The following is a 13,432-nucleotide window of genomic DNA, read 5'->3' on the forward strand; positions in this document are numbered from 1 at the left end:
AGATTATGCAACTCAATGGCTTTGGCATTATAATCATGAAAGGCCACACCAAGCTAATCAAGGACGACCACCTTTAATGGCTGCTTAACCTCTACTTTTAACTTCGGTTATTTATGGGAGGATTACCAATACCGCTGACGGCGGGCATGAATGTAACGGCTGAGATTAAGATCAGAGAACGCCGAGTGATAGATTACTTCTTGAGCCCACTTCAAACGAAGGTGGATGAGAGTATGCGTGAATTATAGAAATAGATTTGAAGCCTAAGGAGAAAAATATATGTTGAAGAAAAGTTTAATAGGACTGGTCATTATTGTAGTTATTGGAGGAGGTTACTTTGGTTATATAAAATATATGACATATAAAGAGGTGGAAAGACAAGAAACCATTGCTGCCTTGGAGCGATTAGATAAAGAGTATCGAGAAAAAAAACTGATAGAACTCAGAGCAGAACGTGCTGAGCAGGAGAAAAAAAGAATATTTGAAGCAGACCATTTTTCTAAAGTTCTAAGTGGTACAGGAAATATTGAAAAAAAAGTTGTAATAGATGAAAAAGGGATTAAGCGAGCAGAATACCAATTGATAGATGGCCATATTGGTGGTCCATATCGTTTATGGAGAGAAGATGGTACAAAAAAAGAAGAAGGCTCTTTACTAACAGCAGAAAAATATAGTAATGGCCAATTCAAAAAAACACGATATTTTAGTGAAAAGCATGAATATGATGAAAAAAATACTTTGAGAACTATCATTGCTTATAGCAACGATGGGAGTCGGTTATGGGATCAGACGTTTTATTCAAATGGTTCAAAAAAAAGCATGTTCATTCATGATTACCCTGGTAGCCAATCAGGAGAAGATTTTGCTTGGTACGAAAATGGGCAGGCTATGTTTAAAAAACATAAACAGACTAGTTCAGCTAATCATGGATGGGCTGAGTATTGGCATAGTAATGGTGAGAAAAGATGTGAAGGAATGTACGATTCAGATGGATTGTGGGCAAATGATAGGGTGGGGATTTGGAAAGTTTGGGATGAAGTTGGGGGTTTGATTGCAGAAGGTTATTTCTCCGATAATAAAATAGATATAAACAAACCTCATTTAGGAACAGAAGAAATGATTAAAGAGTGTTCCAATTTAAATATATTAATAAAACAGGATAATTAAGGATAAATTATGAGTATTTATAAACAAATGGAAGATGTGATTGGAGCTGAGCTATGCTGAAGAACTTAGACACTAAAACTTGGTAATATTATCTCATAACCAAGGAATTATTTTATGACTAAACGTGAAAAGTACACAGCAGAATTTAGAGCGCAAGCTGTTAAAAAAGTAGAAGAACATAATGGCAATATCAGCCTAATCTCTCGTGAGTTGGGACTGCCGATGCAAACTCTATTTAATTGGTGTAACAAAGCCAATAAAGGCCAACTGATTGGTACTGAACAATATGACCCAGATATCATGGCTATTCTAGAAGAAAATAAACAACTAAAACGTGCTTTGCGCATAGCTGAAGAAGAGCGTGAAATCCTAAAAAAGGCCACAGCATACTTCGCAAAAAACAGTTAGAGAAGTATGCTTTTGTACAAAATAACTCTAAAAGGTTCAGTATTAATCGAATGTGCAAGGTATTTGATGTACACGTTTCTGGTTATTACCAATGGATTAATAAAAAAATAAGTATCCAATCGACTCATCGTAATCGTTGTGAATTGATAGTTAAAGCGGCACATCAAGCCAAAAATGGTTTGTATGGTCATGAACGCTTACATCAATATTTATTGATTCAGGGTTACAGTATTAGCCTGTACATGGTGCGTACTATTCGAGAAAAGCTAGGCATTCGGTGCACTAAGCATCGTAGATATAAGCAAACAACTCAATCAAAACATAATAAACCTATTTACACTAATTTATTAGGCCAATATTTTGAATATAGTCAGCCGAATCAGGCTTGGTGCAGTGATATTACTTATATCTGGACTGCTGAAGGTTGGTTGTATGTTGCAGGTATTAAAGATCTTTTTACTCATGAAATTGTCGGTTATGCAATTGATAAACATATGATTTCCCAATTAGTGTGTGATGCACTGAATATGGCAATTCGCAATCAAAAGCCATCCAAAGAATTAATTGTGCACTCGGATCGTGGTAGCCAATATTGCAGTAAAGCTTATCGATCTATTATTCAGAGACATAAGTTTTTAGGTTCAATGAGCCGTAAAGGCAATTGCTATGACAATGCACCAATTGAAAGTTTTTGGGGAACTTTAAAGAATGAATTGGTGTATCACAAAGATTACAAAACGAGAGGTGAAGCTAAAGCTGATATTACTCAGTATATTGAACTTGAATACAATCAAACTAGGATTCAAAAAGGATTAGGGTGGATGTCGCCAAGACAACTGGCAAATTTATATTATGAACGTCATGCTGCATAATGAAAATCTCCCAAGTTAAAGTGTCTACATTTGACAGCATAGGTCAATTTTGTCATTGAATAAAATATTATAAAATCAATGTGTTGTATTGATTTCAGGATGAATCTTTATTACTCGGTAACAACCCTGACCATTCTCACAATGGTCAGGGTTTTTTATTGATGCTGTGATGAAAGCGCAATAAAAAAACCGATGACACATGAGCATCATCGGTAGTATTGGTTGATTAAAAATTGTTGTTAGAATCGAGCTTCAAACGAAATCATAAAGTTACGTTTAGGCGCTGTGAAACGATTTAAGCCTTTACCTTTTGGATCCACGCGATTTGTTGTACCATAAGTAGGAATGTCTCGTAAACTGTCCCATGTGGTGTAACTGCGATTAAAGAGATTGAACACACCAAAGTTGATGGTCATGTCTTTATCAATGTTCACTTGTCCTGTTAAATCCACTACAAAATAAGATGGGCTTAACCAAGGCCACTCTTTTTCCTCAACACCGCGCCATGAATATTGTGTTTCTTTGGTGTCTTTACCTTTTTTTGCGGCACTGTAACGCCCTGTTAAGGATAGGTTCCAGCGCTCAGAAGGTGCTTGATATTCAATGCCTACTAATGCGCTCCAAGGTTGAATGGATTTGAGTGGATCACCATCTTGATTTTTACCGCGACTGTATTGTGCTTTAGCGTTAAAAGTCCAGCTGTCCGATAATCCCAATAATTCACCATTGATTGAGCCATTGACTTCAATGCCTTTGATTTTTGCGCGGGCAATGTTTACAAACTGGATTTGATTCACGAAAAGGTATTGACGTCCGCCGTGTGAAGCATAATATGGATTAAGCATTTGCCCCTCTGAAACACGCTCATCAATAAAGTTACGGTAGCGGCTTTCAAAAATGCCAATGCCAAATTGACTGTAATCATTTTGGAATTGGTAGGTGATCTCTTGATTGAGGGCTGTTTCAGGTTTCAGTTGTGGATTTGGCATAAAGTGATTGGCGCCGCCTTTACCAAATTCAAAAAAGAGTTCTTCAATTTTAGGGGCTCTAAAGCCTGTGCTGATTTTATAGCCGATTTGATGCTCTGGCGTAAAGTTATAGGTTGCGCCGATTGACCAAGATGGGCGCGAGAAATGTTTTTTACTATCGTCAAAACTGATGGGGAATTTGTTGCTGCCATCTAATTTTGGGCTGTATGTGTATTGATCATAACGGGCACCTAGGGACAAATGTAATTCAGGGGTGACTTGAATCTCATCTTGCAAAGAGAGTGCGAGCACTTTTGAGCTGACGGGCGTCATGATGCTGTATTTTGACGGATGTACGCTGTCTGTTAAATATAAAACATCATAGTTTTGATTTTTAAGGTGCCCTTTACGGAACTCTAATTTGCCTTGGAAGGTATGCTCGATGCCACCAAGATTGATGGCTTGTGTAAAGAGTTGTGCTTTGAGTAATTTTTGTCGCTGTTCAAACTCACGAAAATAGCGTTGATCCACTTTAAAATCGCGTTGATTCACATTATAAGTGTGCGCTTGCATTTTGATTTTCTGATCAGCGGCGATGATGTTAATGGTGTCTAACCATGTGGAATCGGTGGCAAAGTAGTCATACTCTAAGCCATAGCGGCGATAAGGTGCAGTATCTGAAGCAAAGCGGTGCGTATTCCAGCCATCAAATGTTTTTTCCTCAGTAAATTGACGGTGTGCACGATCCTCATAAAAAGCGGTGATGCGGTTTGACTCATTGAGCTCATAGCCAAGTTTTGTCAGCCATGATGTGGTGCGGAATTTTGAAGGATCCGGGCGGCCACGTGTCCAGCCATACACATCATCCCCTCGACCATTATTTTTCGTTTCATGGCCGCGGCGTTGCGTCAATTGTGCAAAACCAAAAAAGCGATTGACTTTAAAGCCTGCCCCTAACACATAGCGCCACTCTTTATTTTTAGAGGAATACGCCCCTTTGGTGTAGAGCCCGAGTTTTTCACCGGGTTTGACAAAATCATCCACAGTTTTGGTTTTAAAGTAAACAGAGCCACCGACAGCGCCACTGCCATCACTGACGGAGTTTGCACCTTTATTCACGGTCACAGAGCTGATGTTTTCAAATTCTGTGTTATTGATGCTGCCATTGAAATAGCCATAACCTTTATAGATGGAAGGCATAAAGGTTTCAGCTTGGGGTAAACCATCGACAATGACGGCCACGCGCTCTTTATCCACACCGCGAATGGCATAACCATTGCTGCCGGCGCGGCCACTTTCAGTGACGCCCACACTTAATTCATTGCGAAAGAGATCGCGCTCATCTTGCACCATATTTTTGGTGATGTCTGCCGCAGTTTGCGTGGATTTAAAGACAGCTTGTGGTTTGACCTCACCAATGACCACAACCTTATCAAGGTTAATGGCTTTGTTGTCCTCATCATCTGAGGAGGGTTCAGCAAATGTAAAGTGGGGGAGCAGCAATGAGGACATCGCTAAAACAGTGGTCACAGAATATTTAGGGTGCATGTAAATTAGGTCCAAATGTTAATGGGAATCATTATCGCATGCAAATGTATCATGATAGTATTTGATTATCAATCTCATTAATGATTCAAATTGTCATAATTTTTATACAGTTATCAATCGGTTCTTATGAAAAGGGCGCTATAATGATGCTCCATTTGTGCAAAACACAGGAAGAATGTTAGTGAAAAAAATCGGATGGGGCGTTGGACTCTTGCTCTTATCTTCGGTCTTTGCCGATGAAGTGGCTCTGAAAAATGGCGATCGTTTATCAGGGCAAGTCACATATTTAGAAGGGCCATATCTCTTTTTAAAAACAGATTACGCAGGCACCGTGAAGATTGATCAATCACAAGTGGTCAATTTTACAATCACGCATGCCGTTAATGTGAAGCGGGATCTTTTTTCTTCTGAAATTGTGGGGCATGGCGCTGAGTTTAAGATTGTCAAAAAAGAAGGCAAGCGGGTGCAACGATTGCTGTTGGTGGATACTGATGATGGAGTTGTGCAAATGCCGATGAATGAGCAAATTTCATTGGCGAAGGTCAATGAAAAGATGCCTAAGCGCGAAGATTTTAAAGTCACGGGCAATGTCACTTTTGGTGCTTATATTGATCGAGACAGTACAAAAACAGCGCGTTACAATTGGGCCAATACCATTAAAATTGAGCATGGATTGTGGCGGCATACATTGAACGGCGCGTTTTATCGAAAAACAGAGAGTGATCGCACTAAGAGCTATTATTATAATTTAGGTTATTCAGTGGATCGCTTTTTCTCATCTCATTTTTTCTGGCAAAGCGCGATGAGTTATCAGCATGATTGGATAGAAGAGATTCGTGAAAATACCATGGTGGGTACAGGTCCCGGTTGGCAGCTTTGGAACAATGAGCGCTCAGCCTTTTCAGTGGCAACGCTCTTAAATTATCAGGTGCTTGAATATCGCAATGGGGATCATCGTGAAAACCCACAAGCCTCATTAAAGTGGGATTATCGCCAAGCCTTGATGAATCAATCCATTAAATTCAGCACAACTGGTGAGGTGGGTCGAAGCTTTAATCAAGCGGTGACGCTCGATTTAAATTTAGGGGCGACGCTTTCCTATCAATTGACGGATGCCATTTCCGTCAATACAGGTGTCAGTTATGAAAAGATTCGCTCAAAAGATGGTGAATCGAGAAATCGCAGTGTCCATTTTGGATTGGGGTATCATTGGTGATTTTTATGGATAAGGAGTGTTTCGATGCGATGGTTTCATGAGGATCAGCTGCACACAGAACTCACACAAGCCGGTTTATCAATTGAGCTGTATGAGCCATTGCTCACCATTCAATCATTGACGGTGGGGTTAGAGGCTTTAAAGGATGACTTTAGCGTCAATGTGCTCTTTTTAGGGGATAAAGGAGATGCCTTTAGCCGGCAAGTGGCATTGCGATTGTCTGGCATAGATGTCATTTGGGCAGAAAGCGAGTGTGATCAACAGGCGCACTTTTGGTGTGATTATTTAAACTGCGGCACGCAATCATTGGGACGTAAGCTCTTCAGTGGCGAGAATGTGATTGAGCGCTCAGCATTTTGTTATCAAATCTTTGAGCACTCTGCCTTACCAAGTGCTTTGCGTGCGTATTGTCAAAAACCGTTGACCACAGTCGTGGCTCGCTGCTCTACGTTTTATATCAATCAAGAAAGTTTGACATTAACGGAGTATTATCTGCCCACATTGCAGCAGTTTGCCCCAAAATCTTAAGAGATGTGAATAGGGGATGAAACCTTTGTGTAAATCACTATAATGGCGAGATCTCCCTAAAAAGTCTTCGAAGAATAAAGATTATGACTCACGAATTAATGATTGTGTTAGGGCTGCTCCTTGCGGCCGTGATTGCATTTATGATCAACAAACCGCGCATGGATGTGGTTGCTGTGTGTGCGCTGCTTGCCTTGCCTGTAACAGGCAGCGTCACCCTTGATCAAGCGTTGGCCGGCTTTAGTGACACAAGTGTCATCATTGTGGCGGTGTTTTTCATCATTGGTGATGGCCTTGTGCGCACAGGCGTTGCTTTTCGCGTGGGTGACTGGCTGATTCGCCAATCTAAAAACAGTGAAACACGACTCATTGTATTGTTGATGTTGTCGGTGGCGATTTTAGGCTCCGTGATGAGCTCAACAGGGATTGTGGCAATTTTCATTCCGATTGTGCTGAGCATTGCGGCAAAAATGAAGGCAGATGTCCGTCGATTGATGATGCCGCTCAGTTTTGCAGGGCTCATCAGTGGCATGATGACGTTGGTGGCAACGCCGCCAAACTTAGTTGTATCTGGGCAATTGCAGTTGTCAGGTCACGCGGGCTTTGAGTTTTTCTCATTCACACCGATTGGCTTAATGGTGCTCATCGTTGGTGTTGTGTACATGTTGTTTGCCCGCCGTTTGCTTGGGAAAAAAGCCGATGAAGCGACTAAAAAATCTCGTAAATCCCGCGTGGACATTGACTATTTAGTGAGTGAATATCAACTCAAAGGGCGCAATCACCGCGCGAGCGTTGGGAAAGATTCACCTTTAGTGGGGCGAAGATTGTCAGACATGCACCTACGGGAAAAGCATGGGGCGAATATCATTGCCGTAGAGCGCCGTTTGAGCCGCTTTAAAAATGTGGTGCTCGATGCTGTGCCGGATCGGATCATTCAAGAAAATGACATTTTGCTCTTTGACTTTTTCTATCCTGAAAAGATCAATCAATTTTGTTTAGAGTTTCATTTGATGTCGTTGCCGCTATTGAGCAGCTACTTCAATGAGCATGCGCGCGAAATTGGCATGGTGGAAGTGACGATTCATCCGGACTCACAACTCATTGATAAAACCATTTTAGAAAATGCCTTTCGCACCAATTACAATCTCAACGTGATCGGGTTGCGACGTCAAGGCAAAATTGTGGAAAATGAGCTGTTAGATGAGCGCTTAAAGCAGGGCGATACATTGTTGGTCATCGGGATGTGGAAGGCGATTCGTCAATTACAATCCTTAAAAGATGATTTTGTGGTGCTCACCATTCCGGCAGAAGTGGATGAAGTGGCGCCGGCCATGGAAAAAGCACCTTATGCTGTGGTGGCGCTGTTGATCACGGTGGGATTGATGATTTCCGGAATTTTTCCAACAGTGCTTGTGGCGATTTTTGGAGCGCTGTTAATGGGCGTATTTGGCTGCATTACGATGGACAGTGCTTATAAATCCATCCATTGGCAAAGCATTATCCTGATTGTAGGGATGTTTCCTTTTGCCATTGCCCTACAAAACACAGGCGGTGTGGATTTAGCGGTTAAATTTTTATTAGAGATCAGCGGGGATGCGAGTCCACGGATTTTATTGATGATTCTCTTTGGTGTCACGGCGCTCACCGGGCTCTTTATTTCCAATACCGCCACAGCGGTTTTATTGGCACCGATCGCCATTCAAACAGCATCAGTGCTTGGTTTATCCCCGTATCCATTTGCCATGATTGTGGCCATTGCCTCATCGGCCGCTTTCATTACGCCAGTGTCATCACCTGTTAATACTTTGGTAATCGCGCCGGGTAATTACAGCTTTGGGGACTTTGTGAAGGTCGGTTTACCTTTTGCGATGATTGTGATGTTGATTGCTGTGCTTTTCGTTCCGCTCCTCTTTCCGTTATCATTGAGTCCTGTCTCACCTTAAATTGAGGAAACATTGATGAACAATTTTATGTATGCCAATCCCACTGAGATCATTTTTGGTCAAGGGATGATTGAAAAACTCAAAGATGTGGTGCCAAAATCGGCACGCGTGTTGATGATTTATGGCGGCGGGAGCATTTTGCGTAATGGCGTGTATGATCAAGTGAAGGCCGCTTTGAGTGCGCATGAAGTGGTTGAGTTTGCAGGCATTGAGCCAAATCCACATTATGAAACGTGCTTAAAGGCTGTGGCATGCATTCATGCACAAAACATTGACTTTTTGCTCGCGGTGGGCGGTGGTTCTGTGCTTGATGCCACCAAATTCATTGCAGCAGCTGCCTGTTATCAGGGGGATGATCCTTGGCAAATTTTGGTGGATCGCGGTAGCAGCATTGATCAAGCGTTACCGTTTGGTGCGGTGATGACATTGCCCGCGACAGGTTCGGAGATGAATGATGGTGGCGTCATCACGCGTGCCGCAACACAAGAGAAATTATCGTTTTCCAGTGCGCACACTTTTCCAAAATTCTCTGTGCTGGATCCATTGACCACATATACACTGCCAAAACGCCAATTGGCCAATGGATTGGTGGATGCATTCATTCATGTGATGGAGCAATATTTAACCGATCAACATCAAGCCTTGGTACAAGATTATATGGCAGAAGCGGTGGTGAAGGTATTGATTGAAACCTCAGATGCCATCATTCATCAAGCACCGGAATACAATTCGCGCGCCAATTTTATGTGGGCGGCCACCTGGGCGCTCAATGGTTGGATTGGAGTGGGCGTGCCCAATGACTGGGCAACGCATGCCATTGGGCATGAATTGACGGCATTGTATGGATTGGATCATGCACAAACGTTAGCCATTGTGTTACCGGGCGTGATGGTGATGGAAAAAGACCACAAAGCCCGTAAGATCATGCAACTTGGGCGCAATGTGTTTGGCATTCATGAAACAAATGATGATGGGCAAATCACGCAAACCATTGCGGCGGTTGAAGCATGGTTTGACAGCGTTGGTATGAAAACGCGCTTGAGTGATTATGGGCTAGATGCCACAGCCATCGATATCATTTGTGCCCGCTTTGCTGAGCGAGGCTGGCAGCTCGGGGAGCATCAATCGATTGATGCTGAGCGCGTGCGTGAGATTTTAACGTTGCGTCTATAATGAAAAAAAGCCCTGTATTGACAGGGCTTTTGACATCAAAGGATGATTTTAAATGTCTTCATTGCGCCATGCGCGCCCGAGTCGATCGGCTGTTAACAGTGCGGCATAGACATCTTCCACTTTAACTTCAAATGGCATGTTGTGGATGGTTTCACCCTTTGCACAGCTTAACTCAGCGGCTGCATGCAATAATTCATGATAATTTGGCGCATCCATTGTTAAGCCAAGCTCCGCTAAGGTCACCGGCAAGCCCACTTGTGTACAAAAATCGAGCACTTCCTCGATCTCTTCCATCGGGCTGTTTTCAAGCACCAATTGCACCAATGTACCAAAGGCCACTTTTTCACCATGATAACGATCATGGCACGCTTCAATCACCGTTAAACCATTGTGAATGGCATGTGCTGCCGCTAAGCCTGCGCTTTCAAAGCCTAACCCACTGAGGAGCGTATTGGCCTCGACAATGTTTTCCACGGCTTTGGTGCTCACTTTATTTTCCACCGCCAATTTGGCCTTCAATCCTTCTTCAAGCAGGGTTTCATAGCATAAAGTGGCCAGTGACATTGCCGCTAATGAAGTGAGCCCGCCTGCCATGGTGGTTTTTTGTGCCTCTGAGCAGCTTCTGGCTTCAAAATAAGTGGCAAGCGCATCGCCCATGCCTGCCACAAATAGACGCACGGGTGCATTGGCAATGATGCGCGTATCCATCAATACAACATCAGGATTTTTAGGGTAGAGCAGATAGCTCTCAAACTCGCCATTATCTGTATAGATGACAGAGAGCGCGCTTGTTGGCGCATCGGTTGAGGCAATGGTGGGTGCAATGATGATGGGTGCATGACCATAATGGGCCACAGCCTTGGCGGCATCTAAGGTTTTACCGCCACCAATGCCAACCACAATGTCCGCGCCGCTCTGTTGAAAGGCAGCACTTAAGCGATCGATCTCTTTTGCTGAGCATTCGCCCTGAAAGATCGCTTCACTGTAAGGAATGTTTTGGGATTGACAACTTTTTTCCACAATCTCTTTGACAAGGCCAAAGACAAATTCATCGGCAATCACGAAGGCTTTTTTGCCAAGCGGTGCAATGTAATCTGCGATGGCGGCAAGGGCATCAGGACCTTGAACATATTTACCGGGGGATTGTAATACTTTTAGCATACGAAGCTCCTTATGTTTATGTTGTTGTATCGATGTGAATCGTGTTGCAACTTTGTTGTGACTTCAATTTCAGTATAACAGATCTGTGTGACAAATTTGAGTTCGAGGAATGATGGTTTAATTTTGGTAGCCGATCGGTTATATTGAGATCATTTTGTTCAATCTGGAGTGAATCACGTGAATCTACTAACAAAAAGAGTGATGCTTGCAACGATGGTTGCCGCCTCTGTGAATTTAGCGAATGCTTGGCAATTAGAGGTGTCCGCAGGGCACACCGGGCAAAGTGAAAATACATTTCGCATTGGCGCAAGATCGCCTTGGGAAGGGAAATATTTTGACACATCTGTGGGTTATTTATCAGGTTATTGGGATGTGGCGTACACTTATTGGGAAAAAGGCAAATATGGTAAAGATGTGAGCTCGATCTCTTTAAGTCCCGTGTTAACCTATAACTTTTATACGGGGAGCGGTATGGAGCCCTTTATTGAATTGGGGGTTGGGATCGCGGCGTTTTCGAAAACCAAAGTGGGGGATCAAAATCTAGGCAGCAGTGTGAATTTTGAGGATCGCATTGGAATAGGGGCAACCATTGGCGCACACACTTTTGGTGCACGCGCCATCCACTATTCAAATGCGGGCTTGAAAAGGCCCAATGAAGGCATTGAGAGCTATGCGCTCTATTATGCTTATGAGTTTTAACCATCCGTGGAGGATTGAGAGATGAAATACGCAAACCCAATCATTGTATTTGTCGATGTACAAGAGAAACTCACACAAGTGATGCACAATCAAGATGAACTTGTGCCACAACTTGAAAAATTACTCAAAGGCGCACAAATCTTGGATGTGCCTGTTTTATGGTTAGAGCAATATCCTCAAGGCTTAGGGGAAACGGTGGGCTCTTTAAAAGAGATTTTAGTGGCAGGTGGGTATTCCCCCATCATTAAAAATTGTTTCAGTGCGATGGGTTCAGCTGAGTTTCGCCGTGCATTGGCAGAATCAGGGGCAGATCATGTGTTGCTTGCAGGCATTGAATCCCATGTGTGCGTCTTTCAAACCGCGCGTGATTTATTGTTAGAAGAGAATGATGTGACGGTAGATGTGGTGGTCGATTGTGTCTCTTCACGCACAAAAGAGAACAAAGAGATTGGCATTGATCGCATGGTCGGTTATGGCGCCGGCGTGACATCATTAGAATCTTTGCTGTTTGAATTGTTAGAAACGGCAGAACATCCGAAGTTTAAAGAGATCAGCCGTTTAATTAAATAATAAAGCGCATGAACGATCGCCGCATAAGGGCTGCCTGATGCGGCGATTTTATGAAAAATTGTTTTAAATCATTTTTATTGAAGTTGTGCTTTTAAATGGTAGGATCATCCCCATAATATGAGTTATCACATAGCAATAATGATCTTTTGGAGTGAATGAATGAGCGAATTGAATTATCAAGATGGCATGGTTGTGGAAAATCGAGATCATGCCATTTTTATTGAAGCAAATTTTAAAACAGAGGATATGGATGCCATCAAAGATGCCATCGCTGAGTTTATGGCGCGCATTCGCTCATACAAAACCCGTTATGGTCACATGGGCATTGCCTCTGTGATGGCATTTGGCCAACAAGCATGGAAAAAATTATCCGGCAATGATGACAGTGCCCCTGAATTATTTGATCTCACAGATAAAGCCCATGGCATGGTCGCCGGTACGCAGCGCGATCTCTTTGTGCATTTAGTGTCAAACGAACATAAAATGAATTTCACACTTGCCCAAGAATTTGTCCGTATCTTTAAAGATGTGGTGACGATTGAAGAAGAAGTGCATGGTTTTCGTTGGTTAGATGCGCGTGATTTAGGCGGTTTTGTCGATGGCACAGAAAATCCTAAAGGCATACAGGATCGCGTGGATGTTGCGGTCATCAATGATGGCATCGATGCGGGCGGCAGCTACGTGATTGCCCAACGTTGGGAACATCATTTAGAGCAGTTTCACCACTTAGATTTAGCCACACAAGAGGGCACCTTTGGGCGCACAAAACAAGATGACATCGAAATGGGTGATGATGAAAAACCTGTCGGTGCACACACAGAGCGAGTGGTGATTGAAGAAGATGGCGAGGAGCTTGAAATCGTACGTCAAAGCTTGCCCTATGGTCAAGCAAGCGGCAAACATGGTTTATATTTTGTGGGTTATTGCGCGCATTTGACGGCGATTGATGCGATGCTCACCAATATGTGTGGTGAAAAAGATGAGCATTTTGATCGTATGTTCTGTTACACCCATGCGGTGACCGGCAGTTATCTGTATGCACCCTCGGTGGATCAATTAGATGCCTTAGGGGATGATTAAACATTGTACGAATCGGATTTATCCCTTCTCATTTCTCAGAATCTGTATTAATGTGAAGGGTAAGTAACAGCTACACAGTCACAACAAAACGTTTCAACGTCG

General features: G+C 42.9%; 12 protein-coding genes and 1 pseudogene. 11 read left to right on the forward strand and 2 right to left on the reverse strand.

The genetic code is table 11. The annotated features are described in order from the left end of the window. The 4 genes and pseudogenes from B9T20_RS10090 to B9T20_RS09655 all read left to right on the forward strand — a co-directional run. Window positions 1-88: integrase core domain-containing protein (locus B9T20_RS10090; protein ID WP_148138449.1), on the forward strand; the 88-nt coding region annotated here is incomplete at its 5' end. Window positions 89-128: 40 nt separating this feature from the next. Next, window positions 129-248 (forward strand): annotated as a pseudogene (locus B9T20_RS10330) (hemolysin secretion D, plasmid domain protein); the annotation flags it as partial. Window positions 249-279: 31 nt separating this feature from the next. After that, window positions 280-1,167, forward strand: a complete 888-nt coding sequence (locus B9T20_RS09650; RefSeq protein ID WP_094490852.1) for a hypothetical protein — start codon at window positions 280-282, stop codon at window positions 1,165-1,167. Window positions 1,168-1,281: 114 nt separating this feature from the next. Beyond that, window positions 1,282-2,447 (forward strand): IS3 family transposase gene (locus B9T20_RS09655; protein WP_094490853.1). Its coding sequence is split into 2 segments (ribosomal slippage): window positions 1,282-1,537 and window positions 1,537-2,447, totalling 1,167 coding nucleotides; the frame shifts between segments, so codons are not numbered across the junction. Window positions 2,448-2,686: 239 nt separating this feature from the next. Here B9T20_RS09655 and B9T20_RS09660 read toward each other — a convergent pair. After that, window positions 2,687-4,963 carry a TonB-dependent hemoglobin/transferrin/lactoferrin family receptor gene (locus B9T20_RS09660; RefSeq protein WP_094490854.1) on the reverse strand — a complete coding sequence of 759 codons (2,277 nt, stop codon included), beginning with the start codon at window positions 4,961-4,963 and terminating at the stop codon, window positions 2,687-2,689. Between the two features lie 175 nt (window positions 4,964-5,138). Between B9T20_RS09660 and B9T20_RS09665 the strand changes: the two genes are divergently transcribed. From B9T20_RS09665 to B9T20_RS09680, 4 genes are all read left to right on the forward strand, one after another. Then, window positions 5,139-6,179: a DUF481 domain-containing protein gene (locus tag B9T20_RS09665; RefSeq protein WP_094490855.1), complete on the forward strand. Its 1,041-nt coding sequence runs from the start codon at window positions 5,139-5,141 to the stop codon at window positions 6,177-6,179. Window positions 6,180-6,203: 24 nt separating this feature from the next. Next, complete coding sequence (locus B9T20_RS09670; protein ID WP_094490856.1) at window positions 6,204-6,707, forward strand: hypothetical protein; 504 nt, start codon at window positions 6,204-6,206, stop codon at window positions 6,705-6,707. Window positions 6,708-6,790: 83 nt separating this feature from the next. After that, complete coding sequence (locus B9T20_RS09675; protein ID WP_094490857.1) at window positions 6,791-8,647, forward strand: SLC13 family permease; 1,857 nt, start codon at window positions 6,791-6,793, stop codon at window positions 8,645-8,647. A 15-nt stretch (window positions 8,648-8,662) separates the two neighbouring features. Next, on the forward strand, window positions 8,663-9,820 hold the full coding sequence (locus B9T20_RS09680; RefSeq protein WP_094490858.1) for an iron-containing alcohol dehydrogenase: 1,158 nt from the start codon (window positions 8,663-8,665) through the stop codon (window positions 9,818-9,820). Between the two features lie 48 nt (window positions 9,821-9,868). Here B9T20_RS09680 and B9T20_RS09685 read toward each other — a convergent pair whose 3' ends face one another. Continuing rightward, complete coding sequence (locus tag B9T20_RS09685) at window positions 9,869-10,981, reverse strand: glycerol dehydrogenase (protein WP_094490859.1); 1,113 nt, start codon at window positions 10,979-10,981, stop codon at window positions 9,869-9,871. A gap of 201 nt (window positions 10,982-11,182) precedes the next feature. Here B9T20_RS09685 and B9T20_RS09690 point away from each other — a divergent pair, with 201 nt between their 5' ends. The 3 genes from B9T20_RS09690 to B9T20_RS09700 all read left to right on the forward strand — a co-directional run bounded on the left by B9T20_RS09690 (window position 11,183) and on the right by B9T20_RS09700 (window position 13,330). Further along, window positions 11,183-11,680, forward strand: coding sequence for an acyloxyacyl hydrolase (locus tag B9T20_RS09690; protein WP_018123069.1), 498 nt, complete (start codon window positions 11,183-11,185; stop codon window positions 11,678-11,680). Window positions 11,681-11,701: 21 nt separating this feature from the next. Continuing rightward, window positions 11,702-12,250 (forward strand): isochorismatase family protein, encoded by a 549-nt coding sequence (locus B9T20_RS09695; RefSeq protein ID WP_008316768.1) that lies wholly within the window; start codon window positions 11,702-11,704, stop codon window positions 12,248-12,250. A gap of 159 nt (window positions 12,251-12,409) precedes the next feature. Then, window positions 12,410-13,330 carry a Dyp-type peroxidase gene (locus B9T20_RS09700; protein WP_008316767.1) on the forward strand — a complete coding sequence of 307 codons (921 nt, stop codon included), beginning with the start codon at window positions 12,410-12,412 and terminating at the stop codon, window positions 13,328-13,330. Window positions 13,331-13,432: the final 102 nt, after the last annotated feature.

The sequence above is a fragment of the Wohlfahrtiimonas sp. G9077 genome (assembly GCF_002252155.1).
GTDB lineage: Bacteria > Pseudomonadota > Gammaproteobacteria > Cardiobacteriales > Wohlfahrtiimonadaceae > Wohlfahrtiimonas.